21 protein-coding genes are annotated in these 23,618 nt (G+C 56.9%); 15 read left to right on the top strand and 6 right to left on the bottom strand.

The window, feature by feature from the left end; translation table 11 throughout:
* Positions 1–3: 3 nt before the first annotated feature.
* A complete protein-coding gene (locus QZ869_RS05655) occupies positions 4–273 on the bottom strand; it encodes a DUF6074 family protein (RefSeq protein WP_296039217.1) in 270 nt (89 codons plus the stop codon).
* 342 nt (positions 274–615) lie between these two features.
* Between QZ869_RS05655 and QZ869_RS05660 the strand changes: the two genes are divergently transcribed.
* Positions 616–906, top strand: coding sequence for an exopolysaccharide production repressor protein (locus tag QZ869_RS05660; protein ID WP_296103153.1), 291 nt, complete (start codon positions 616–618; stop codon positions 904–906).
* 126 nt (positions 907–1,032) lie between these two features.
* Complete coding sequence (locus QZ869_RS05665) at positions 1,033–2,022, top strand: glycosyltransferase family 2 protein (protein ID WP_296103155.1); 990 nt, start codon at positions 1,033–1,035, stop codon at positions 2,020–2,022.
* A 24-nt stretch (positions 2,023–2,046) separates the two neighbouring features.
* Here QZ869_RS05665 and QZ869_RS05670 read toward each other — a convergent pair whose 3' ends face one another.
* Together QZ869_RS05670 and QZ869_RS05675 are read right to left on the bottom strand one after the other, a co-directional pair.
* A complete protein-coding gene (locus QZ869_RS05670; protein WP_296099235.1) occupies positions 2,047–3,000 on the bottom strand; it encodes a polysaccharide pyruvyl transferase family protein in 954 nt (317 codons plus the stop codon).
* Positions 3,001–3,034: 34 nt separating this feature from the next.
* Positions 3,035–4,003, bottom strand: coding sequence for a glycosyltransferase family 2 protein (locus QZ869_RS05675; RefSeq protein WP_296099238.1), 969 nt, complete (start codon positions 4,001–4,003; stop codon positions 3,035–3,037).
* 120 nt (positions 4,004–4,123) lie between these two features.
* Here QZ869_RS05675 and QZ869_RS05680 point away from each other — a divergent pair, with 120 nt between their 5' ends.
* The 9 genes from QZ869_RS05680 (at position 4,124) to QZ869_RS05720 (ending at position 15,656) form a co-directional block, all read left to right on the top strand.
* Positions 4,124–5,608: a lipopolysaccharide biosynthesis protein gene (locus tag QZ869_RS05680; protein WP_296103159.1), complete on the top strand. Its 1,485-nt coding sequence runs from the start codon at positions 4,124–4,126 to the stop codon at positions 5,606–5,608.
* A 354-nt stretch (positions 5,609–5,962) separates the two neighbouring features.
* Complete coding sequence (locus tag QZ869_RS05685; RefSeq protein WP_296103161.1) at positions 5,963–7,111, top strand: acyltransferase; 1,149 nt, start codon at positions 5,963–5,965, stop codon at positions 7,109–7,111.
* Between the two features lie 3 nt (positions 7,112–7,114).
* Positions 7,115–7,906, top strand: coding sequence for a glycoside hydrolase family 16 protein (locus tag QZ869_RS05690; RefSeq protein ID WP_296103162.1), 792 nt, complete (start codon positions 7,115–7,117; stop codon positions 7,904–7,906).
* A gap of 39 nt (positions 7,907–7,945) precedes the next feature.
* Positions 7,946–9,145 (top strand): glycosyl transferase family 1, encoded by a 1,200-nt coding sequence (locus QZ869_RS05695; protein WP_296103163.1) that lies wholly within the window; start codon positions 7,946–7,948, stop codon positions 9,143–9,145.
* Positions 9,142–10,158: a glycosyltransferase family 2 protein gene (locus QZ869_RS05700; protein WP_296103167.1), complete on the top strand. Its 1,017-nt coding sequence runs from the start codon at positions 9,142–9,144 to the stop codon at positions 10,156–10,158. Before QZ869_RS05695 ends, QZ869_RS05700 begins: the two co-directional genes overlap by 4 nt.
* Before the next feature lie 2 nt (positions 10,159–10,160).
* Positions 10,161–11,102 (top strand): glycosyltransferase family 2 protein, encoded by a 942-nt coding sequence (locus QZ869_RS05705; protein ID WP_296103616.1) that lies wholly within the window; start codon positions 10,161–10,163, stop codon positions 11,100–11,102.
* Positions 11,099–12,091 carry a glycosyltransferase family 2 protein gene (locus QZ869_RS05710; protein ID WP_296103169.1) on the top strand — a complete coding sequence of 331 codons (993 nt, stop codon included), beginning with the start codon at positions 11,099–11,101 and terminating at the stop codon, positions 12,089–12,091. The genes QZ869_RS05705 and QZ869_RS05710 overlap by 4 nt, the downstream gene beginning before the upstream one ends.
* 70 nt (positions 12,092–12,161) lie before the next feature.
* Positions 12,162–14,510, top strand: a complete 2,349-nt coding sequence (locus tag QZ869_RS05715; protein WP_296099251.1) for a Wzz/FepE/Etk N-terminal domain-containing protein — start codon at positions 12,162–12,164, stop codon at positions 14,508–14,510.
* A 201-nt stretch (positions 14,511–14,711) separates the two neighbouring features.
* Positions 14,712–15,656: a glyoxylate/hydroxypyruvate reductase A gene (locus QZ869_RS05720; RefSeq protein WP_296103171.1), complete on the top strand. Its 945-nt coding sequence runs from the start codon at positions 14,712–14,714 to the stop codon at positions 15,654–15,656.
* Positions 15,657–15,666: 10 nt separating this feature from the next.
* Here QZ869_RS05720 and QZ869_RS05725 read toward each other — a convergent pair whose 3' ends face one another.
* Positions 15,667–18,618: a PAS domain-containing protein gene (locus QZ869_RS05725; protein WP_296103173.1), complete on the bottom strand. Its 2,952-nt coding sequence runs from the start codon at positions 18,616–18,618 to the stop codon at positions 15,667–15,669.
* A gap of 137 nt (positions 18,619–18,755) precedes the next feature.
* On the bottom strand, positions 18,756–19,970 hold the full coding sequence (locus QZ869_RS05730; protein WP_296099258.1) for a TIGR03862 family flavoprotein: 1,215 nt from the start codon (positions 19,968–19,970) through the stop codon (positions 18,756–18,758).
* 76 nt (positions 19,971–20,046) lie between these two features.
* Here QZ869_RS05730 and QZ869_RS05735 point away from each other — a divergent pair, with 76 nt between their 5' ends.
* From QZ869_RS05735 to QZ869_RS05745, 3 genes are read left to right on the top strand one after another with little or no spacing between them, the layout of a single operon-like run.
* Positions 20,047–20,634: a YigZ family protein gene (locus tag QZ869_RS05735; RefSeq protein ID WP_296103174.1), complete on the top strand. Its 588-nt coding sequence runs from the start codon at positions 20,047–20,049 to the stop codon at positions 20,632–20,634.
* Positions 20,635–20,684: 50 nt separating this feature from the next.
* Positions 20,685–21,353: a pseudouridine synthase gene (locus QZ869_RS05740; protein WP_296017586.1), complete on the top strand. Its 669-nt coding sequence runs from the start codon at positions 20,685–20,687 to the stop codon at positions 21,351–21,353.
* A gap of 8 nt (positions 21,354–21,361) precedes the next feature.
* Positions 21,362–21,991 (top strand): class I SAM-dependent methyltransferase, encoded by a 630-nt coding sequence (locus QZ869_RS05745; protein ID WP_296103175.1) that lies wholly within the window; start codon positions 21,362–21,364, stop codon positions 21,989–21,991.
* On the opposite strand, the gene QZ869_RS05750 is transcribed toward QZ869_RS05745, so the two are convergent.
* A complete protein-coding gene (locus QZ869_RS05750; RefSeq protein WP_296103177.1) occupies positions 21,988–22,173 on the bottom strand; it encodes a hypothetical protein in 186 nt (61 codons plus the stop codon). The genes QZ869_RS05745 and QZ869_RS05750 overlap by 4 nt on opposite strands.
* Positions 22,174–22,355: 182 nt before the next feature.
* Between QZ869_RS05750 and QZ869_RS05755 the strand changes: the two genes are divergently transcribed.
* Positions 22,356–23,579, top strand: coding sequence for a PQQ-dependent sugar dehydrogenase (locus tag QZ869_RS05755; protein ID WP_296103179.1), 1,224 nt, complete (start codon positions 22,356–22,358; stop codon positions 23,577–23,579).
* Positions 23,580–23,618 lie beyond the last annotated feature (39 nt).

Raw genomic sequence — 23,618 nt, forward strand, 5'->3', positions numbered from 1 at the left:
TATTTAGTAAGTATCCCGGCGCGCAGCTTCTTCGGTTTGGGATTGCGCCCAAAGCGTTGTCTGGACAGCGTTCTGAAACTCCATCACCTCTTCACGCATGGCTGTCTCGTCGTAGCCCAACTCCGTCAAATGCGCGGCGAGCGCACGGCATTCATCCCGCCAGAACCGGTTCGCCTGATCCCCATGAAGGGTCTCCAGCATATCAGCGCAACGCTGAATATCGCGCAGACGGTTTTTGACGGGAAACGCAATTACTTCTGAACGCTTGGTCACACATACACCTGACAGCTTGAGAATCGGTTCCCAAGTTTTACGGTCTACATAGTTAACGAAGTCTGGAGAGGTCGAGCGGAACGGGTTATCGGCAACTCGACGTCACGTTTTGCTCAGGATTCCCGTCAAGGGCGATTGCCTGAGGTCGCATCCTCCGATGTGAAAATATCCTTGTTGAGCATATTTTTACCCTGAAACCTTACCTGAATTTCATGTTCGGCGGGGTATTTGAGCCTATTACTTGGTTGAAACGATGCCAATTTGCCCATATATTTTATGGAAAAAGAACAGATGAAAAATTGTAGCCCACAAAGCGGGGTGACATCAGGCGAGGAGAGAGACATGTACGCGCCCCGCGTTTTCGTCAGCATGATCTGCGCCTTGCTGGTGTTCGCGGTGGCGACATATTGGATCCATGGCTCCTTCTACACAACGTTGATCCAGACCGCCATCTCGCTTGTCATCATTCAGATATTCTACTTCATCGGTGTCGTGTTTATGGTATCGCGCGAGAAGAAGCGCATGCGCAAGACACTCGAATTTCAGAAAGATCGGCCTGCTTCACCCGACCAGGCAGGCCCGGAAGCCATACCGGCCGTCAGTCGTCATCGCCCGACGCTAAAAGACATCTGACTGCGCTCACCTCCTGAAGTGTTTTGAATATATTTCGCAGGTGCGAAATAGCACTTCCCTCTCCTCATCCCTGCCATGTTTCCTCTCCAGTAATCATGTCGAATGCTGAAGAACGGGAGCGAAGTCATGGGCTCACAATCCATCTGCGTCATCATTGCAGCTAAAAATGCGTCATCGACGATCGCAGAGGCGATCCGATCAGCGCTGGTGGAGCCGGAAGTCTCGGAGGTCGTCGTCATCGATGATGCATCCACGGACGACACGTTTCAGGTTGCCAAGCAATGCGATGACGCAACGGGACGACTAGTCGTTGAGCGCTTCGATATCAATCGCGGCCCTTCCGCCGCACGCAATCATGCGATCGGCATTTCCTCGGCACCGCTGATCAGCATTCTCGACGCGGACGATTTTTTCTTCAACGGGCGCTTTGCCGCAATGGTGGAGAAGGACGACTGGGATCTGGTGGCAGACAATATAGCCTTCATTCAGCAAGGGTCACCTTCGGCAACCGGTATCACTCCCCGTCGCTTTGCCCCCCAGCATCACTTCCTGACGCTCACCGAATTCGTAAAGGGAAATATTTCCACAAGAGGAATTGAGCGCGGTGAAACCGGCTTTCTGAAACCCGTCATCCGCCGATCGTTCCTCGACCAGCACCAGCTTCGCTATGACGACGCCCTGCGTCTTGGTGAGGATTACGAACTCTACGTTCGGGCACTTGCCTCAGGTGCGCGATACAAAGTTATCCACAATTGCGGTTACGGTGCCATCGTGCGCGGCAATTCCTTGAGCGGACGACACAGCACACAGGATCTCAGGCGTCTCTATGAGGCCGATCGCAAGATTCTCGCCGACTACGCTCTGTCGGAAGAGGAACAATCGGCGCTGAGGGAGCATGAGCGGCACATTCGGGAGAAGTTCGAATTGCGGGATTTCCTCGACGCCAAATCACAGCGTGGCTTGGGCGGCGCCATGGTTCATGCATTGTGGCGCCTTCCCGCCGTTCCTGCCATCACCAACGGGATTTGGCACGACAAGACAGCACGCTTGCGCAAGAAGCCCGCTCAGCCCGCCGATATTCGTTATCTTCTGAAAGGAACGCCGCTGTCTTCCTGATGGAAAAAGCGGCGTTTTTTCGTCTCAGAAATAGTCCCGCTTGACGGTTTCCAGAACCGCCTGAAAACGCTCCTTACGCTCTTCCAGCCGTCCGTCGGGGCTCAGTCTTGGTTCCGCACGGCTTGCCTGCCATAGCGCCAGAATCGACGGAGCGGCGAGAACCTGCTTTGCCAGTTTGCGCAGCGGGCGTTGGGTATCGGCACGGACGAGCACGTCGCCATCGTCATGTGGCGCGGCAGAGGTACGTTCGACGATGACGGGCGGTGGCGGTGGCGGAAAGCTCATGCCCCAGAACTTCGAACCTTTCTTTGCAGCTTCTGCGCGTGTGGACACGGGAATGTAACGAGGCTCGTAGGCGACGCCGACGCTTCCTGCCCAGTCACTCCACTTGAAGCTGTTGATCGATTGCGAGGTGCTGACCGCTACCCAGGGAACGCGAAACGCATCGGCGAGGATCGCGCCATGCATGGATTCGGCCACGATCATTTCCGACTGGGCAATCTGCTTGATCACGGACTTCGCCTCTCCTCTCGGATCGAGATAGGTGAGACCAGCCGGTTCGCACACAGTGTCCCACATGCCGAACTCCGCCGATTCCCAATGGGGAACGAAGGTCTTCTTGTAGATCTTCTGCAGGTTCTGAAACTCCGGCATCTCCGTCACCATCACGGCAGGATCGACGATGCCCTTTTCGGGCGGCAATCCAAGCTTGGCGGCGGTCATTTCACCGCGCACGCAACGAATATCCCAGAGATCGGGGTTCGATGTATCGGGCACGGCACCATATCCATATCCGCTGCCGATCACCAGCTTGCGCTGACCGGGGGGGAAGAGCACATCGTTGAGAACGGTGCCGACTCCGACAAGCAGAACATCCGGATGAACATCGCGAAGCCCCGGCAGCAGGAAATCCCAGAGCCAGAGATTGAGGTCGTCGCCGAAATTCCCGTGATGGGATTCCCAATGGTAAGGTTTCATGGATCACTCCTGAAAGAAAAACGGAATGCAGGGATCATGACTTCGAGCGGGCAAATTTGCCCGCACCAAGTTCGAAAGCTGCACGCAAAATTGCTGGATCACGCATCATCCATTTGAACAGAAGGCCAAGCTCCGGCGCCTTGCGGCGTTTCAGATTACCTGCCTGGCTCCAAAGCGCCTGTCTGCGCGCCGTATTTTTGTAAGATGCGATAGACGCAACATCGGCGGGCCGTGCCGAAAACCTGCTCTGCAAGGTGTCGAGCGCGACCCAGGTATTGAACTGCTGGCGCAGAAACTCCGGCGAGGTGTTGTCGATGCTGTGAAAGATATTGACGCCCATGCCGCGTGCGGCACCGGCATCGTCACACAGAAGGGTGCGCTTTGACGCCAGAATGCAGTCGCAGAAAAACAGGACATCTTCTGCCGCCAGCCGAAGTGCTGGATCAAAACGGATTTTTTCAAACAGCGGCCTGCCGATGACCATGCAGGAGAGATGAAGAAAGCTCCAATTTCGCAGCATGACGCTGGCGAGATCCGGCAGTTCGATGACTCGCGGTGATTCGCTTAAGCGCTCGGCACCCTCGTTCTTCTCAAGCTCCGACATAGCGAAGTGATAGTAAAACTCATCGCTTGCCTGCATCGACGCCCAATAGCATTCGCCTTCGAAGCGGTCGAGGCTCAGTTCAGCGTTCGTCAGATGCTCCGGCGTCCAGATATCGTCCGAATCAAGAAACGCGACGTAGCGCGTCTCAGTTGGCACGTGATCGAGCCCGGTATTGCGCGCTCCGCCTGGACCACCATTCGGCTGCTTGACGACTTTGATACGATTCGTCTGCTCTTCGCTGAGCTCAGCCAGTTCATTTTCAATAGGATACGGCGATTCATCGTCGACGATCACAAGATCGAAATCCTGGCATTCTTGCGAGAAGACCGATGCCAATGCACGACCGAGTATGCCATGTTTCTTCTGGTAGTATGGGATAACGACTGTAAATTTCGCCATTGTTTCGCCCCTTGTTTCATCAAGAAGTGTCGGGCCCGCCGTAGGACTACGGCCCCGATGAGTGGCAAACCTCCCGCCGGCATACCTTATTTCGCCGGCCTCCAGACACAGGATGGACCCATGCCTCCAGCCCCAAGCGTCAAAACCATCACGGCCAATGTCGGCTGGAGCGTGCTATCAAAGACAGGCACATTCGGGCTTAAATTTGTCACAGTCCCGATTCTCGCACGTTTGTTGACACCGGAAGAATTCGGTGTGGTAGCGGTCGGGCTGACCGTCGTGCAATTCCTGACGATGATTGCGGGCGCTGGCCTGACCTCCGCACTGATTGTGGAGAAGGAAGAGGATATGGATACGATCCATACCGTATTCTGGGCCAATCTCGCCATCTCCTGCACCATGGCGGCGATCCTTTATTTCGGTGCCGAGTTTTTCGGTGGGCTGCTGGGCGCTGTTGAAAGCGCCTATCTCCTTCGCATCATGGCCTTTCTTATTCCGCTGCAATTGGCAGGCGATGTCGCTTATTCGCTGCTGGCGAGACGAATGAATTTCAGCAAGGACGCCATCTGGAGCATGACGTCCGAAAGCGCTGCGGCCGTTCTTGCCGTCGTCCTAGCCTTTGTTGGCTTCGGGGTCTGGGCTCTGATCATCCAGCTTTTTGCCGCAGCACTCATCCGGCTCGTAGGGCTATACGTCGTATCGCGCTACAGACCGCGTTTCGTTATGAGGCCGAGGCGGCTCGTCCCATTGCTTGGCTTCAGTTCCGGTCTGATGGGATCGGAACTCGCCAATTTCGTCACGTTTCAATCGCCAATGGTCGTCATTGCCCGGCATCTAGGACTTGCCGACGCCGGCGCCTACTCCGCAGCCAACCGCTTCGCCAGTATACCCAACCAAGTGGTGCTCTCTGCCGTTATGGGCGTTCTTTTCCCGGCCTTTAGTCGGATGATGGACGATCGGCAGCGGCGGCGCGAAGCGCTGATGTTCAGCACGCAGGTGCTGACCGTCATCCTTGCTCCCATGATGTTCGGCCTTTGGGCGGTAGCAGAGCCGGCAATGCTCGTCATATTCGGGCAAAATTGGGCCTATGCCTGGCCGGTTCTCGGTCTGCTTGCGCTTTCCAAGGCCATTCTGACGCCATGCAGCACCTTCATCCCCTATCTCAAAGGGGCAGGCTATGGTCGCGTGCTGTTCTGGTCGGCAACGATCCGCGCTGTCGTCACTACTGGCGCCGTCTGGCTTGCGGCAATCTATGGGTCGCTGATCGATGCGATGGTCTGGCTTTGCATTGTCAATGCGGCAACACTCGTTGCCTATTCCTGGGCAGTATTCAAGGCAAGTGAGACACCCTTCTTCTCCGGTCTCTACATCAGCAACAGACCGATGATCTCCGCTTTCATCATGGCGCTCGGTGTCCGCTACATTCTGCAATGGACGGGCCCTGCGCTTCCTCATGCTTACATGCAGGTTCTGGTGGGAGCTCTTGCAGGCGGCGTCATCTACGGCGCACTGATCCTGCTGACCGAAAGAGCGCTTCTGCTCAAAATCATCGGGCTCGTGAGAGCGCGCAAGGGCGCAGGCGCTCCGGCGACGATCGCCACATAACGGAATGCAGCCCCCTTGCCACATCTGCGATTTCGTTTTCAATGTGGCGTAACAAGACAGCGCATCGCGATCTTTTTTGCGATGCAGCATAAATCCCAAGCGCTATCCACAGTTGAAAGCCTGCTTGCCCCAACGCGGGATCCTGTTTTTAATCAATAAATTTCAATAGCTTGATATGAAATTTCATTTTTGAGTATTCGCACCCAGACATTTACCCCTCATATCTTGCGGCGCGTTTTTCCCGCGCCGCCACATTTTATCCTCAAGTCAAAACCAGACTCTTAGTCACGGGCTTCAAGTTCGCTTTGTTTGAATCGCGGTGAGGGGAGACACCGCCCAACAAGGGTAACTGATGTGACTGTTGATCAGAACCTATCTTCCCGTATCAATCTGATGCGTATAATTTTGATATCCGGCATCGTACTTGTTCACGTGCCACACGACCCTGAAACGAGCCCGTTTCTGGGTCTCTATGGCGTGTTCGACTGGTTGCGGGTGTTTTTTGGCGATGCGCTTTTCCGCATCGGCGTGCCATGCCTGAGCGCGATCTCCGGATATCTCCTGTTTCGTCGCGGCTGGAATGCCTTCAATTATCCGGCAACGATCAAATCCAAGACCAAGACCGTGCTTCTACCGTTTATCCTGTGGAATGGCGGGTTATTGATCGCGGTCATGCTTCTCCAGCGCGCAGGTGTCGGCGTTGGTTATTTTCCGGACCTGTGGAACGCCAGCCCGCGCGAAATGCTAAGCCATGGGGTGGCGGTGGAAGAACTGCCCGTCAACGTTCCGCTCTACTTCCTGCGCGATCTCTTTGTCTGCATCCTGCTATCCCCTCTGCTTGCGCTATCGGTTCGGCGCTTCGCCGTGCCGACGCTTGCGGTCCTGTTGCTGTTGACGGCCATACCCGATCTCAGCCTGATGGTCGTGCAGAAGAAATCCATCCTGTTCAGTTTCACGCTCGGCATTGCGCTTGCTCTTCACAAGATCGACCTGAAGATGCTCGATCCCTATGCCAAACTCTTGACGGTCACTACGCTGATCTTGTCCGCCGGGCTTGCCACCGGGCTCTATTTGACGGGGCCGGAATTCACCTTTGGCCTAAACCTTCTGCGAAATCTGCTGGCGGTTTTCGGCGCTCTGGGCTTCTGGGTCGCCTCGTCCCTGCTGGTGGAGAACCGTCTCGGGCGGCGCTTGTCTGAGACGGGGAGCCTGAGCTTCTGGATTTTCTGCGCTCACTACCCGCTGCTAGTCATTCTTTGGATGGTTTGGAACAAGGGAGGGGCGGACTTCTACCCCGCTTTCTACATCGGCGCGGTAGCCGTGACCTTCGTGCTTCTCATCGTCACCAATCAACAGATGCGCGCTAGGCTTCCAGCACTTTATGCGATCCTGACAGGCAGCCGTAGCGGGAAACCGAAACCTCTCGCCCACAACAGCGCGGCAGAGCCGGCTTCGTCTCAACGCATTTCCGCAACAACCGCTTACACGCCACGACGGAGGTAACACATGGCCTACCCCTCCCAACGCCAGTCGCAAATTCTGGCGACCGCTTTGATCGCGCTTACCAGCATTTCTCCTGCCTTCGCCCAGGAAGACAACGGAAAGTCCTTCGTCGAGAACTTCGATAGCATGGACCGCTCCTTCTGGTACGTATCCGATGGATGGAACAATGGTCCGCACCAGAATTGCACCTGGTCAAAGAAGCTGGTGCAGTTCGAAGGCGGCCATCTGCAACTGGGATTCTCCGATGAAAAGCTTGGAGATCGCAACTATTCGTGTGGCGAAATCCAGACGAAAGGCCGCTACCGGTATGGCACCTACGAGGCCCGGATCAAGACCGCGTCCGGACCCGGCCTCAACTCGGCCTTCTTCACCTATATCGGACCAACCGACAAAAAACCGCATGACGAAATCGACATGGAGATATTGGGAAAGAACAGCAACCAAGTTCAGCTGAACCAATATATCTCAGCCAAGGGCGGCAATGAAAAGCTGGTGGATGTGCCAGGCGGCGCCGACAATGGCTTCAATGATTACGCATTTGTTTGGGAACCGCAGCGGCTGCGTTACTATGTGAATGGCAAGATGGTTCACGACGTCACCGACCCGTCGAAAATACCGCAAAATGCTCAGAAGATCTTCTTCAGCCTTTGGGGCACCGACACGCTGAAAAGCTGGATGGGCAAATTCGACTATTCCGGCCCAGTGGACATGCAGGTGGATCGCTTCGTTTTCACCGCGCTCGGCGACAAGTGCCAGTTTCCTGAATCGGTTGCCTGCAACGCCGATAACAACTGACGCAAGCCAACTCGAACGGATTGGATGACTGGATCGACCATGACCCATATTCTCTATCTCGCGCATGATTTGGGCGACCCCGCCATCCGCCGCCGCGTCATGACGTTGCAAGCTGGCGGGGCGACCGTCAGCCTCGCGGGTTTCAAGCGCGGCGACAATACGCTGGCCAGCGTGGATGGCCTGATGCCTATTGTGCTCGGGGAGACTGCGGATGGCCGTTTTGCCCAGCGTATCGCATCGGTCGCAAAGGCAAGCTTCAATCTTGGTGTAAGACTGAAGGGGAGCGCAAAGCCAGACATCATCCTTGCCCGCAATTTGGAGATGCTCGCACTCGCCCGTCGGGCGAACGCTTTTTATGGAGCCGACATTCCGGTGGTCTATGAGTGTCTGGATATCCATCGCTTGCTGTTGAATAATGGATTGCCTGGCAAATTGCTGAACGCGGTTCAGCGTGCTCTTGGCCGAAACGTCAAATTGCTTGTCACAAGCTCGCCGGCATTCGTCGAGAATTATTTCACGCCACGCTCCGGCCTCAACCTTCCGGTGCTGTTGCAGGAAAACAAGGTGCTGGCACTGGACAGCGCCACCATACAAGCTCCCTCCCCCCGAGTGCCCGTAGCCGGACAACCCTGGAAAATCGGATGGTTCGGCGCATTGCGCTGCCGCAAGTCTCTGCAAGTTCTAGCCGACTTTGCAGCGCGCATGGATGGCAAGGTCGAGGTGATCCTGCGCGGTCGTCCGGCCTACTCCGAATTCGACGATTTTGATGGCTTCGTCGAAAGATCGCCGCATCTCACTTTTCTAGGGCCGTATCGAAACCCGGAGGATTTGGCGTCGATCTATCGTGAGGTCCAGTTCACATGGGCGATCGACTTTTTCGAAGAAGGTCTGAACTCAAGCTGGCTGTTACCTAACCGGCTCTATGAAGGCTGTTTGCATGGTGCCTTGCCGATTGCGGTTGCAGGAACTGAGACAGCCCGTTTTCTTCAGGAGCGTCATATCGGCCATGTTCTGGAGAAAGCAGACCCTGCCTCTTTAGAGGGACTGTTTGCCGATCTTGACGATGCAGCTTATCTGAACGGGGTACGCAAGCTTGCGACGATCGGGCGCGAGCAATGGGTGACGGACACAAACGCTTGCCGTGAATTCGTGCGCGTTCTTCAGTCTCTGACGTCACAGACGTCGGGAACTTCTGCCGATCCGGTTGCCCCACTTGCTCTGTGCGGGAGAACATCATGAAGTCAGGATCAATCCCTCACGTGAAGACCTTGATCGTCATTCCCTGCCTCAATGAAGCACGAACCATTGACGATTTGCTGTTGAAGTTCTCCAGCACACTGAACAATCGCGATGATCGTATCATCGTCGCAGACGGCGGCAGCACGGATGGAACACGCGAAATCGTCGCCGATTTCTCGCGCCAGGATCAGCGTGTCATTCTACTGGCTAACCCCAAACGCATACAGAGCGCGGGGATCAATCTGGCTGTGGACGTTTTCGGCGTAGGCTACGACTATATGATCCGCATCGATGCGCATGGTGACTATCCCGATGACTATTGCCACCGGCTGCTGGAAGACGCGGTCGCAACGGGCGCGGATTCAGTGGTGGTCGCAATGGAGACCGTTGGGCACGGCGTCTTCCAGAAGGCAACGGCCGTGGCGCAGAACTCCAAGCTTGGCAATGGCGGATCGAAGCATCGCGAAGGCGCGAAAGGCCGTTGGATCGATCACGGCCATCATGCGTTGATGCGGATTGAAGCCTTCAAAGCCGTCGGCGGCTATGACGAGAGCTTCAGCCACAACGAGGATGCCGAACTCGACCATCGCCTGCGCAAAGCGGGCTTTCGTATCTGGATGACCGACAAGACCCGCATGACCTACTATCCACGCGCCAGTATCGGACCGCTTTTCCGCCAGTACATGGGCTACGGGCGCGGCAGAGCTAAAAATGTGCTCAAGCACCGGTCCATACCCAAAATTCGTCAGATGATCCCGCTTGCCGTGCTGCCCTGTGCCGCCCTTTCTGTGTTCGGCTTTGTGCATTGGATTGCCGTTCTGCCGCTTTGCCTCTGGATTGCCGCATGCCTGGCATATGGCGTGTGGATGGCGATTGTAGAAAAGAACCCTTACGGGCCGCTCGCGGCGATCTCGGCTATGACCATGCACCTAGCGTGGTCGACAGGTTTCTGGCGCGAGCTCATAGGCTCCATCACAGCAACCCAGCCGCTTGCAGGAAAGGCTGTCTCGTGACGATCAACTCCGCTTTGCCAATCCCGCCTGCTTTGCTGAAGGTCGATATCGCGATCTGCACCTATCGCCGTCCCATGGTGGCGGATACGTTGCTGTCGCTCTTCCGACTGGAGGTTCCGGCCGATCTTTCCGTTCGCCTGATCGTTGCGGACAATGACGCCGAGCCGTCAGCGCGCGGTATTATCGATGCATTGCGGCAGCGCTCGCCCTTCCCGATCCATTATGTCCACTGCCCGAAGTCAAACATCTCTATTGCGCGAAATGCCTGCCTTTCTCACAGTGAAGCGGACTATCTGGCCTTTATCGACGATGATGAAACGGCACCATCCAACTGGTTGGCTGAACTCCTGAAAACGGCACAGAAAACGGAGGCAGACGCGGTACTTGGCCCGGTAACCGCGCTTTACGATAATGACACCCCTCTCTGGATGCGAAAGGGCGATTTCCACTCGACACGGCCCGTCTGGGTCAATGGCGAAATCGTCACTGGCTATACGTGCAACACGCTTTTGCGGATGGCGTCCCATGCAGTGAAAGGCAGACGGTTTGCGCTGTCTCTTGGACAAAGCGGAGGCGAAGACACGCATTTCTTCACTCATATGCATCAGGCAGGAGGCCGCATCGCTTACGCTGAAAAGGCTCTTCTGACAGAGCCCGTACCGGGCAACCGAGCAAGCTTCACATGGCTTGCCAAGCGGCGCTTCCGCTCCGGTCAGACCCATGGTCGATTGCAAGCGGAGCATAAAACGGGTCTGCGTCGACTGCCGCTCGTTGGAGTGACAGCGGCGAAGATTGCCTACAGCGCTGCGTTCACGCTTCTGACTGCATTCGATCCCGTGCGCCGCACGCGCTCCGCCTTACGCACCGCGCTTCATGCCGGCGCACTGAGCGGCATTTTTGGTGTTCGCGAAATCCGTCAATATGGCACGGTGGAGACTGTATGAGCGCGCTGCAAACGCAACCGGACGTCAGCTTTATCATCGCAGCCTATAAGGCCAGCGATACCATCGTCGCGGCCATCGATAGCGCTTTGTCGCAAGACAATGTCTCGCTTGAGGTCATCGTCGTGGATGACTGCTCCCCCGACGATACGCGAGCCGTGGTTCACGCCGTCGCTCAGCGAGATCCACGCGTCAAGCTCATTGCCCTTGACGACAATCGCGGTCCGGGTGGTGCACGAAATGCAGGGATCGATGCTGCTCAGGGACGTTGGATTGCCGTGGTCGATTCCGACGACGTCATCTATCCGGATCGCGCCGTGCAGATGATTGGGCGCGCGGAGAAGGCCAATGCGGAGATCGCCGTCGACAATCTGGACGTCGTATATAGCGACGGACGTGCGCGGGAGACCATGTTCGAGCCAGCTTTTCTGGAAGCCAAAGCATATCTGACTTTGGAAGACTTCATTCGTTCCAACATCGTTTTCAAGTCGACGTTCAATTTCGGTTACATGAAGCCTATCTTCCGCCGCAGTTTTCTCAACGACAATGGTCTGCGTTTTCGGCCGGAATTGCGCATCGGCGAGGACTACCTTCTCCTCGCATCGGCGCTTGCCTCTGGCGCTTCCTGCGTTATCGAGCCAATGCCGGGCTATGTCTATCATGTGCGGCAAGGATCGATCTCCCGTGTGCTCGAAATCCACCACGTAGACGCGATGATCGAGGCGGATCAAAGCTTTCTTCGGGAATTTCCGCTTTTGCCCGCCGCAACGGATGCACAAGCCGAACGAACGAGGAGCCTCATCGAGGCGAGGCATTTCCTCATGCTGGTCGACAGCATCAAACGGCGTTCGGTGGGCGAAACGGTCAAGATCGCGCTTCGTGACCCGATCGCTTTGAAACATCTCCGCATGCCGATCTCTATTAGACTCCAGAAGCTCCGAAATACTTTACTTTCTTCATCCTTATCTCCGGCGACGCCGTCCAGAAACTGAACGCTGCGGGTCAGGCGAGGCAATGACTGCCGCGCGTCCCGCGCCCTTTTAAAAGTTACAAGGTAGGTCCATGAACCAGAAAACCTTTAGATCAAACGGCCATTTCCACGACCCCGAGAAGGATTCCGACACCTTCATCGACCTTGACCGCCTTTGGGCCGCGATTGTCCGCCGCGCCAATGTGATCGGTGCCTGCGTCGTTGCGTGCATGGTTCTGGCCGGCCTTTATCTTGTGGTCGCGACACCGGTCTATACCGCAATGACGCAAGTACTGCTGGATGAAAGCCTCTCTCGCTACGCCGAGGAAGAAGCGCCTGTCCCGGCAGCACAGGTCATCGACAACCGCATTGCCAGCGCGGTGGAAGTTCTTAAGTCGAAGGAAATGGCCCTGACCGTTGTCGACAAGGCGAAGCTTGACGAGAACGACACGATCGTCAACCCGTCCATGTCGCCCGTGGATATTGTCAAATCATCCGTCAAGACGATCGTCGATCTGGTGACACCGAGCGATCCTGCCGCCTCCGAAGATGCCATCCGCAATGGCAAGCGAGAAAAGGCAGCCGCTGTCATCCAGCAGGCGCTGACCGTGGAGCGCGTCGGACGAAGCTCGGTGATCGCCATCTCTATCCGGTCCACCGACCGCCAGTTGGCGGCAACCATCGCCAAGACCTACGCCAATGCCTATCTGACGGAACAGTTGAACGCCAATTTCGACGCTTCCGAGCGTGCTTCCGTTTGGCTACAGGAACGTCTGACGGATCTGAACCAGCGCGCTCAGGCCGCTTCGCTTGCTGTCGAAAAATACAAGTCCGACAACAATATCGTCTCCTCTCGCGGGGAGTTGATCTCAGAGGGCCAGCTTGCCGATCTGAACGGTCAGTTGATCGCAGCGCAGGCCGATGCCGCGACCGCTCAGGCACGCTACACGCAGTATAAGACAATTATCGATCAGGGACCGGAAAACGCTGTCAACAATGCGGTCGTTTCGGCGCGGGACACGGACAACACCGTCATTCAGGACTTGCGCAAGCGCTACATTACGATCTCCGACCGCGAGCGCGGCGTGGTGCAGCAGTTCGGCAAGGATCACCCGCAGGCCGTCGCACTCGAGTCCGAGAAAAAGGATGTGGCAGGCCAGATCTACCAGGAGCTTCAGCAACTGACCGGTAGCTTCAAGAATGAATACGACGTGACGCAATCGCGCGTGAAATCGCTACGCGAGAACATCGACAGAGTTGCTGGCCGCAATTCGCAGACCAACATAACGATGGTCAAGCTGCGGGAACTGGAACAGCAGGCCGCAGCATTGAAGACTCTATACGAGTCCTATCTCGGCCGCTTCGAGGAGGCATCGCAGAAACAGTCGTTCCCGATTGCAAAAGCACGCATCATCTCTGAGGCAGGACTTCCGACATCGCCTTCCAGCCCCAAGAAGACCATGACGATGGCGCTGTCGATCGTACTCGGGCTGATGCTCGGTGGAGGCCTGGCAGCGGTCCTGGAATTCCGCGACCGGTATTTCCATACGGGCAACGACGTTCGTGACAATCTGCGTATGCGCTTCCTCGGCTACCTGCCCTTCATTGGCGAAAAGGGCGTCGAGAGTGGTAAATCGGAAACGGGCGCCGCCACCCCGGACGTGCCGGATGCCAATATCGAGGACAATGGGCAAGTCTCGTTCCAGAAGATGCTGCGACTTGCCGTCGACAGTCCGCGCTCCAGCTTCACCGAAACGCTGCGCAACGTGAAACTGACGGCAGATGTCGTGATCCAGGAACGTCAGTGCCGCGTCATCGGCGTCATTTCTTGCCTGCCGAATGAAGGCAAATCCGTCGTGGCGCTCAATCTCGCAGGCCTGATCGCCACCACCGGAAAGCGGACCCTTGTTGTGGACGCCGATATCCGCAACCCCGGCCTCAGCCGCATGCTGACGACGCGTCAGTCCGCCGGGCTAGTCGAAGTCGTTCTCGACGACGTTCCATGGACGAAAGCGGTCAAGGTCGACAGCCGCACCAAGATGGGCATCCTGCCGGTTTCCGTCAGCAATCAGTTCGCCCATTCGAGCGAGCTTCTGGCATCAGCCGGCATGCGTCGGTTCATGGAATCTGCCCGCGAAGCCTGCGATTACATCATCGTAGACCTTGCGCCGGTCGTACCCGTTATCGACGCGAAGGCGTTCGCCTCACAGGTGGATGGTTTCGTCTTCGTCACCGAATGGGGCAAGACGCCGATCCAGATGGTTCAGAACCTGATGAACCACGAACCGGAGATCGCCAGCAAGACTCTCGGCATCGTCCTGAACAAGACGGACATGACAGAACTCCAGCGCTACGCCGACCCCGGTGGCTCGGAGCACTATCACGAGCAGTTCGACGCCTATTACGGTGACGCCAAGAAGCCGACGCCCGAAACGGTGTGACCAGGCAGACAATAGGCATGGATATTGGAAAGCGTGGCGCGTTGATTGAGGCAGTGATAGCCTCATTCACGCGTCCAGGCCGTGGTAAAGCTCTTTAGAAATGCCCGCCCATGAGCGGGCATTTTCTTAGCGTGCCCTTGCGAGCCGACAGATTATTCGCCTTTATGTCGGCACGATCGATGCCACGCAGGATAATGCTACATGACTTCCCCTATCGCTTATGTCTCTCGCGCAACCGATGAGGAGGAGGCAAATTGGATCGCGATGCTGTCTCAGGCGATGCCGGAAGAGACGATCGTTTCCGTGCGTCAGATGACGGACGACCAGCACAAAGCTGCGGAAATCGCCGTCGTTGCCAATCCCGATCCCGACGATATCGGCAAACTTTCTGGTCTGAAGTGGATTCACAGCCTGTGGGCAGGGGTCGAGCGGCTGGTCGCCGAACTTGGGCCCTCAACGCCGCCCATTGTGAGGCTGAAGGACCCGGAATTATCGCGTGTAATGGCGGAGGCCGTTCTTGCCTGGACCTATTATCTGCATCGCGACATGCCAGCCTATCGTCAGCAGCAGGAAAGGCGGATCTGGAAAGACCTCGACTACCGGCATCCACGGGAGGTGACCGTTGGTCTCATCGGTTTGGGTCTGCTTGGCACGGCATCCGCAAAGCGTTTGCAGGATGCCGGCTTCAATGTCATGGGCTGGAGCCGTTCGCTCAAGATCCAAGAGGGCGTGGAAACCCTGTCCGGCGAAGCCGGTCTTGATCGACTTCTGGCAATAAGCGATATCGCCGTGTGCCTCGTTCCCCTGACCGCGCAAACCCGCGGGCTGATCAACGCTCGCCGCTTGCAGCGTATGAAAAAGGGCGCTTCCATCATCAATTTCGCAAGAGGCGCGGTCATTGCTGGCGACGATCTTCTGGAATCGCTTAACAGTGGCCATATCGCCCACGCCGTTCTCGATGTCTTCGAGAAAGAGCCACTGGATGCGAACTCTGCCTTTTGGACGCATCCCAAGATCACGGTTCTCCCACACATCTCGGCCCCGACCGATCCTCACTCATCTGCGGCGATCGTCGCACAAAATATCCGCAACTGGCGGCTTAGCGGAAACCTGCCGGCAACGATCGACGTGCAGCGAGGCTACTAAGCCTTGAGCGTCAAGGCTTGCCCATTGCCTGCTCGATTGCAAAACGGACGTCGGTTTCAGTATAGGGCTTGCATAGCAGCACGGCACCAGCAGGAGCGTTCTTCGGCAACAGATTGTCGCCGGTGGCGAAGACCACGGCAATGTCGGGCTTGCGCTGTTTGACCAGCACGGCAAGTTCCGCGCCTCCCATATCCGGCAGGCCGAGATCAGTCACCAGAACGTCCACCTCTTCGCGGTCGAGAAGGTCCAGCGCCTGAGATGCGTAAGCGGCTTCGACCACTGCGTGACCGCTTTCCATCAGAATATCGGTCGTGTTCATGCGGATCAGATCGTCATCTTCGACAAGCAGAATACGCAAGGCGTCTGTACTGACAACCTTCGCCGATATCTCGGGCGCGGCGGCGCTGTCGGGCGTGCGGTCGCGTCCCGCCTCTGCCCTCTGCTTCTGGTTGGCGATGACATGGCGCAAACGTCTGGCAAGCGCTTCACGGGTGTAAGGTTTCGACAGAAGCTCGACGCCCGGATCCAGCTTGCCACCATGAACAATGGAGTTTTCCGTGTAACCGGACGTAAACAGGATCGCCAGATGAGGCATGCGCTCCTTCACGCGCCGTGCCATCTCGCTGCTTTTGAGCGGCCCGGGCATGACCACATCGGTAAAGATGACATCGATCGGCACGCCGCTTTCGGCCACCGTCAATCCAGCCTGAGCATCCCGTGCGGTGAGCACGCGATAGCCGAGATCAGACAGCATTTCTACCACGGTGCCACGCACCTCATCGTCGTCCTCGACAACGAGAACGGTTTCAGATCCACCGACGACGGGACCGTTGTGAACGACGATCTCGCGATCCTCATCGGCAATGGAGCGCGGCAGATAGATGCGAACCGTCGTTCCCTGCCCGATCTCCGAATAGATCTTCACATGACCGCCGGACTGCTTGACGAAACCATAGACCATCGACAGGCCAAGACCCGTCCCCTTGCCTTCAGGCTTGGTGGAAAAGAATGGTTCGAAGACGCGGTCGAGGATTTCCGGTCGCATGCCGCTGCCGGTGTCGGTCACCGCAAGCATGACATATTGTCCAGGTTCGACCTCAGCATGACTGCGGGCATAGTCCATGTCCAACGAGGCATTGCCCACTTCGATCGTCAGCTTGCCAGCGCCTTCCATTGCATCGCGCGCGTTGATCGCAAGGTTCAGAAGGGCGTTCTCAACCTGAGTCGGGTCGGCAAACGTATTCCACAGGCCACCCGCCGTGATGACCTCGACTTCGACCGCTTCGCCGAGCGAGCGTCTGAGAAGATCGTCCATGCCGGCGACGAAACGGCCGACATTGATCACCCTCGGTTCCAGCGCCTGACGACGTCCGAAAGCCAGGAGTTGGCTTGCCAGTTTCGCGCCACGGCTGACCCCGGCCAGCGCATTGCCGACCCGGCGCTCCGCCCGTTCGTTACCCGCGACATCCTTGGAGAGGAGCTGAAGATTTCCGGCAATGACCTGGAGCAGGTTGTTGAAGTCATGCGCAACGCCGCCGGTCAACTGGCCGATGGCCTCCATTTTCTGCGCCTGCTGAAGCGCAAGCTCCGTCTGGCGGCGCTCGGCAATTTCCTTTTCGACGCGCGCCTCAAGGCCTTCGTTCAACTGACGAAGCTGCTCTTCGGCCCTGATCCTGTGACGGATTTCACGCTCGAGATTGGCGGCATGTTCCTTTAGAGCCACCTCCGCGCTGCGCTGCTCGGTGATGTCGGTATGGACGCCGACCCACTCAATGATATCGCCTGTTTCTCCGATGATCGGCACGCCACGAATGGCGAACGTGCGATACATGCCGTCACACCTACGGACACGATGTTCCCATACATAGGTGGCCTTGGCTGCAACCGCGCGATTCCAGCTGTTTATGGAACCTTCGCGATCAGCCGGGTGCACCGCCTCGGCCCAACCGAAACCCTGATATTCCTCGAAAGACTGGCCGGTCAGTTGCGACCATGCTGGCTGTTCACCCTTCATCCGTCCTTCGGGACTGTTGGTCCACAATACGCCATGAACTGCATTGACCGCGGCCTTGAAACGGCTGTTGCTGACGATAATTTCGCGCTCTGCCTGCTTGCGGTTTTCGATATCTATGATGAGGATGTAGCAGCCGTCGACTTCACCTCTGTGATCGCGTCTTGGAACATAACGAATTTCAGCCGCATGCCGTACTCCATCAGCACGTTTGATGGTGGTATCGGACACAACCTCCTCACCAGCCATCGCCTTTTCTATGAAGGGCTTGCGCTCGCGAAAGAATTCCTCGCCGACGACATCGATAACTTGCTTGCCAAGAACATCTTCAGGCTTGCGCCCGAACCACTCGAAATAGCCCTGATTGGCAAAGCGATAGGTGTAGTTGAGGTCGATGAAGCCGACGAGAATGGGCAAAGCGGCGGTTAAACGGCTGAGTTCCTCGCGGCTTGCCGCCAGCGCCTGAACTGTCTTAACCTTTTCGGTGTTCTCAAGAACCGTACATAACAGACCTTCGACAACACCCGCATCATTATAGATCGGCGTGTAGAAGAGATCGAATACCACTTCTTCCGCAGCGCCGTTTCGGTGAAGCACCATTCTCTGATCGCGGAAGGACTGGATTTCTCCACGAAAACCCGCTTCCAGAACTTTCCGATTCCAGTCCCAGATTTCCGGCCACACCTGTGCAGCGGTACCACCAAGCGCTTGCGGATGTTTGTTTCCGGCAATTTCGAAGTAGCCGTCATTGTAGATCATCACATGATCGGGCCCCCACATCAAAACCTGCGGGATGGGGGAGTTAACGACTGAATTCACCTTCAACCGCAATATGGACGACCAGTTGGAAATCGGCCCCAACGAGGTTCTGGACCAGTCGAACGCCCGTACCAGCGCACCGGCTTCTCCACCGCCAACGGGCCAATTGGCCGAAGCGTCCATATCACTCATGCAAATTCACCAACAAGAACGTAGGCTTGCAACAGCCAAGCCTTGAACACAGGAAGTGGAAAGCGCTTTCGCTCGCCCTTTCGAATGCACTTATGAAGCTTTTTTTTCAACACTATGCAAGAGGCATGGAAGCGCTATTAGGTACAGCCATGTGCCAACCACTTCGAAAGAGCGTTTGAGGCCGCTTTTCCAGTTGCAAAACAAGCCGTTAGAAGGTATCCGCCCGTCGGCGCCTCCCAGTCGAGCATCTCCCCCGCGACGAAGACGCCCGGGCGTGCTCTGAGCATGTAATCGTCATCAATGCCCTCCCAGCGAATCCCTCCCGCGCTGGAGATTGCTTCTGCGATCGGACGAGGCGCATCTAGACTGAGTGGAAGCGCCTTGATCAGCCGTGCGATCTGACTGGCAGACATGCCCGCGAGGGATCCGCATTCGCGCAAAAGCGCCACCTTTACCGGCGGAAGACCAACACTCTTGCGCAATCTGTTCGAGAGACTGTCCTTGCTGGAGCCGCGCGCCAGATCCCGCTCGATGCGCTCCTCGGAACGACCCGGCGCCAGATCAATTGTCAAGACGGCTTGGCCTGTCGCCGAGAGGCTATCCCTTAGCGCGGCGGAATGGGCGTAGATCAGACTACCCTCCACGCCATGCCGGGTGACGACAAACTCGCCTTCGAACCGCCCGGCAGACGAGGTCGTGGTCACGGATTTTACCGGCTCGCCAGCGAAACGATCGCGAAAATGGTCGCTCCAGGCAACGTCGAAGCCGCAATTGGCCGGCTGGAAATCCGCGACATCGACTCCGGCATTTCGGAGTTCTTCCACCCACTCCCCGGTTGAGCCAAGCCGCGGCCAGCTCGCTCCACCAAGCGCAAGCAAGACAGCATCCGGTCTGATCTCAAGCGGCCCAGTCGGGGTCTCGAAGAGAAAGGTGCCATCACCCAGTCCAATCCACCGATGTCTGGTCCTGATTTCGACACCGTCACTAGCGAGACGGCCAAGCCATGCGCGTAGCAAGGGTGACGCTTTCATTGCCCGCGGAAAGACCCGGCCGGATGTGCCGACGAAGGTTTCTTGTCCCAATGCATGCGCCCAGTCGCGCAGCATAGACGGGGTAAAGCGATCGAGAGCTTGTTTCAGCCGAGGCTGCGAAGCACCGTAGCGCGTGGTGAAGAGTGCGTAGTCCTCGCCGTGGGTGATATTGAGCCCGGACTTCCCGGCCATTAAAAACTTTCGCGCAACGGTCGGCATAGCTTCATAAACAGTTACGTCTACACCCGACGAGGACAGCTCTTCGGCAGCCATGAGGCCCGCCGGGCCTGCGCCAATGATAGCAACCTGTTTTCTGCGCATCGCCAACCGTCATCCTTCGCGTGTTTGCTCTTATTAATCCGTTTGCCACCGTGCGTATATCCGCTATTGAGACGTCATGTTCACACTGACCCGAACGGTAAACTTCGAGCAGGACATCAGGAAAAGCCGGTTCCTCGCGATAGCTGGTCCGGTGGCCGATGAGGACGCGGCTAAACGCTTCATCGCTCAGCACTCTAACTCCGCAGCCAATCATAACTGCTGGGCCTGGAAGATCGGACAAAACTACCGCTTCAACGATGACGGCGAACCTTCCGGCACAGCGGGCAAACCCATTCTTCAGGCCATTGATGGACATGCCCTCGATCATGTCGCGGTGGTCGTGACGCGCTGGTTCGGGGGCATTCTCCTTGGCAGCGGTGGTCTCATGCGCGCCTATGGCGGAACGGCGGCATCCTGCCTCAAAAGCGCGGAAAAGACTGCCATCATTCCAGCCTATCAGGCACGACTGAGCTGCGTTTTTTCCGATCTCGCACTGGTCAAGGCACGCCTTCTTTCCATCGATCACCTTGTGATCGAGAGTGAAACATTCACCGACTCGGGCGCGGATCTGAAGTTGTCCGTGCCGGTCAGCGAGGCGGAGCGCATTGCGCAAACGATCCAGGACGTGACCAGCGGACGTGCCAATCTTCCCCTGCCGGAGTAGCAGGCCTGTGCTGCGCTGGCATGCTCCCCAAAACATGCTATGAGGCGTGCATGTCCGTCGATTTGCACAACCCGATCTATAATCCGCCGCGCGTGCCCTTCATCTCGATTGTCCATCAGGATGAAGGCTTTCTCGTGCTGGACAAGCCAAGCGGCCTCCTGTCGGTACCGGGACGTGACCCGGCTCTTGCGGACAGTCTCGCAACCCGAGTGCAAAAACAGTTTCCATCAGCGCAGATGATCAACCGCCTGGATAAGGACACTTCAGGTATCGTCTTGGTGTCTCTCAATAAAAAGGTGCATGCGGCGATTGCCAGCCAGTTCGAAAGCCGCACGACACGAAAGATCTACAAGGCTATCGTCTGGGGAGACGTTAAGGGCGAGGATGGTGAGATTGATCTCCCGCTTGCCTTGGACCAGGACAACAAGCCACGCCATCGGGTGGATTACGCGGACGGTCGCCCGGCGCAAACGCAATGGCATGTTTTGGAGCGTCTTCCTCTGCCTTCAACGCGGCTCGAGCTGCGGCCTCTGACAGGAAGAACTCACCAGTTGCGCGTCCACATGAAAGCAATCGGTCATCCAATTCTCGGAGATGAATTCTACGCGGAAAGTGAGGCACTTGCGGCATCGGGCCGTCTTCTGTTGCATGCGGAAGAGCTCGGTTTCACCCATCCCGATGGGGGCGATGTCACCTTTCGTGTTCTAGCCCCCTTTTGAGATGCATGATGGCACCGAAACAAACCAAAGAAGAATTTGTCGTTGATTTTGTCGGTGGAGCAGTCGGTCATCGGCTGCGCTCCGGTGAAGGACGCGGGCAGGCCTTGCCGAAGGCAGCTGGCTTCACCAAAGGCCGTACACCGCGTGTCGTAGACGCGACGGCGGGACTGGGCCGGGATGCGTTTCTGCTCGCCTCACTCGGTGCTGACGTAACGTTGATTGAAAGATCGCCGGAGATGCATGCGCATCTGGCAGACGGGATTGCTAGGGCGAAGGCGGAAGGCGGAATCTATGAAGAAATCGCATCACGCATGACCCTTCTTCTTGGCGATTCCAGAGACTTGATAAAGGTTCTATCCCCCGAGGTGGTTGTCGTCGATCCGATGCATCCACCGCGCCATAACAGTGCGCTGGTGAAGAAGGAGATGAGGGTATTACGCGCTGTGGTGGGTGCAGACCCGGACCAGCTTGAGCTGATGATGACAGCCCTGGAATGCGCATCGAAAAGGGTTGTACTGAAGTGGCCGCTGAGGGCGGCGCCGATGGAGGGACTGCCAAAGCCCTCTCACCAGATTTGCGGAAAAAACACCCGCTACGACGTCTTCATGATGTTCCGAAATTTGCCTGCAGACGACTAGCGAAAAACGGGTTTGCGATGGGCGTTCATCAATAGCTCATGACGCGAAGCAAACTCCCCGAAAAGCTTGCGAAGACGTTTCTCCTCAGCTTCGTCAAGCCTGTAGCGCCGGCAAAATTCCACGACGCTCAAAATCGGCTTGACCTCTGTAGTGTCGAGCGTGCCCTTATCCAATATTTGCATGATGCCCTCCTGTCTGACGTGGATAAACGCCGCGCCAAAGGGAATGTTCCTCACTAAAATGCGTGGAGGATATTTTGCATGCGCGAACACGCGTCGATCAAGTTTTCTTGACGCTTGTTGTTGCAACTAAAAAACGCTCGAATTGTTCCCGGTCCGCTCGATAAAAACTGGAAGGGAGTGCCATGTTGCGCCTACGAAAGATGCTGTCCACCACGATTCTATCCGCCATGCTGACTGTGCCGGGCTACGCCATCGCACAATCATCCGGCCCGGCTGAAACCAACCCGCCGCACGGCAAAGATCAGAGGCCTGCTTTCGAAGGGCAGACCCGAGCGCCACAGCCGGAGAAAATGCCGTCTCTGCAAAAGACCGTCATAGCCGACGACCTGCCGCATCTGTGGTCGATGGCCCTACTTCCCGACGGGCGTATCCTTGTAGCGGCCAAGGAAGGCGCCATGCACATCCTCGCCGGGGGTAAAGTCGGTCCTGCTATCGAAGGCGTGCCGGAAGTCGCTTCGTCTGGCCAGGGCGGTCTTCTCGACATTGCACTCGCACCTGACTTCGCCACATCGGGAATGATCTATTTTTCGTTCTCCGAGCCGCGCGATGGCGGGAACGGCACCTCGGTAGCCTCTGCAAAGCTCGTTGAGAAAGACGGCTCGGCAACATTGGAGAACACCACCGTTATCTTTCGTCAAATGCCGACCTATGACGGAGACAAGCATTTCGGCTCGCGGCTGGTCTTTGGCAAGAATGGGGAGCTCTATGTGACGGTGGGCGAACGCTCCGACAAGGAACCACGTGTTCAGGCGCAGGATCTGTCCAGCGGCTTGGGAAAAGTTTTCCGGATCGACACCAGCGGCAAGGCGCTCAAGGACAACCCTTTTGCCGGACGTGAAAACGCGTTGCCTGAAATCTGGAGTTATGGTCACCGCAACATCCAGTCTGCCGCCCTCGACGGTGAGGGACGCCTCTGGACAGTAGAACACGGGCCGAAGGGCGGCGATGAGCTCAACCGTCCCCAAGCGGGTCTGAATTACGGCTGGCCGGTCATTACTTACGGCATCGAATATAGCGGCGACAGGGTTGGTGAAGGCTCGACCGCCAAGGAGGGCATGGAGCAGCCAGTCTATTATTGGGATCCCGTCGTCGGTCCTTCGGGCATGGTTTACTATGATGGCGATGCAATTGCGGAGTGGAAGGGCTCCTTCCTCATCGGCGGCTTGGTTACCAAGGGTCTGGTGGTGCTGAAAATGGACGGCGACAAGGTTGTGTCGGAAGGGCGTCTGCCGCTGGACGCACGCATCCGTGACGTGGAGCTTGGAAAAGATGGCTCTGTCTACGCCGTGACCGAAGAGCGGGGCGGCGGAAAATCGCAGATCATTCGCCTGGCTCCGGAAGCCTGATCAAATTCGCAGGAGCGGGCGCGTCCCGCTCCTTTTTTG

This window comes from uncultured Agrobacterium sp., from assembly GCF_913777885.1.
Taxonomy (GTDB): domain Bacteria; phylum Pseudomonadota; class Alphaproteobacteria; order Rhizobiales; family Rhizobiaceae; genus Agrobacterium.

Coding starts and splice junctions, on each gene's coding strand:
- QZ869_RS05660 (WP_296103153.1), top strand. CDS start 616: ATGTACGCGCCCCGCGTTTTCGTCAGCATGATCTGCGCCTTGCTGGTG.
- QZ869_RS05665 (WP_296103155.1), top strand. CDS start 1,033: ATGGGCTCACAATCCATCTGCGTCATCATTGCAGCTAAAAATGCGTCA.
- QZ869_RS05670 (WP_296099235.1), bottom strand. CDS start 3,000: ATGAAACCTTACCATTGGGAATCCCATCACGGGAATTTCGGCGACGAC.
- QZ869_RS05675 (WP_296099238.1), bottom strand. CDS start 4,003: ATGGCGAAATTTACAGTCGTTATCCCATACTACCAGAAGAAACATGGC.
- QZ869_RS05680 (WP_296103159.1), top strand. CDS start 4,124: ATGCCTCCAGCCCCAAGCGTCAAAACCATCACGGCCAATGTCGGCTGG.
- QZ869_RS05690 (WP_296103162.1), top strand. CDS start 7,115: ATGGCCTACCCCTCCCAACGCCAGTCGCAAATTCTGGCGACCGCTTTG.
- QZ869_RS05695 (WP_296103163.1), top strand. CDS start 7,946: ATGACCCATATTCTCTATCTCGCGCATGATTTGGGCGACCCCGCCATC.
- QZ869_RS05700 (WP_296103167.1), top strand. CDS start 9,142: ATGAAGTCAGGATCAATCCCTCACGTGAAGACCTTGATCGTCATTCCC.
- QZ869_RS05710 (WP_296103169.1), top strand. CDS start 11,099: ATGAGCGCGCTGCAAACGCAACCGGACGTCAGCTTTATCATCGCAGCC.
- QZ869_RS05715 (WP_296099251.1), top strand. CDS start 12,162: ATGAACCAGAAAACCTTTAGATCAAACGGCCATTTCCACGACCCCGAG.
- QZ869_RS05720 (WP_296103171.1), top strand. CDS start 14,712: ATGACTTCCCCTATCGCTTATGTCTCTCGCGCAACCGATGAGGAGGAG.
- QZ869_RS05725 (WP_296103173.1), bottom strand. CDS start 18,618: ATGAGTGATATGGACGCTTCGGCCAATTGGCCCGTTGGCGGTGGAGAA.
- QZ869_RS05730 (WP_296099258.1), bottom strand. CDS start 19,970: ATGCGCAGAAAACAGGTTGCTATCATTGGCGCAGGCCCGGCGGGCCTC.
- QZ869_RS05735 (WP_296103174.1), top strand. CDS start 20,047: ATGTTCACACTGACCCGAACGGTAAACTTCGAGCAGGACATCAGGAAA.
- QZ869_RS05740 (WP_296017586.1), top strand. CDS start 20,685: ATGTCCGTCGATTTGCACAACCCGATCTATAATCCGCCGCGCGTGCCC.
- QZ869_RS05745 (WP_296103175.1), top strand. CDS start 21,362: ATGGCACCGAAACAAACCAAAGAAGAATTTGTCGTTGATTTTGTCGGT.
- QZ869_RS05750 (WP_296103177.1), bottom strand. CDS start 22,173: ATGCAAATATTGGATAAGGGCACGCTCGACACTACAGAGGTCAAGCCG.
- QZ869_RS05755 (WP_296103179.1), top strand. CDS start 22,356: ATGTTGCGCCTACGAAAGATGCTGTCCACCACGATTCTATCCGCCATG.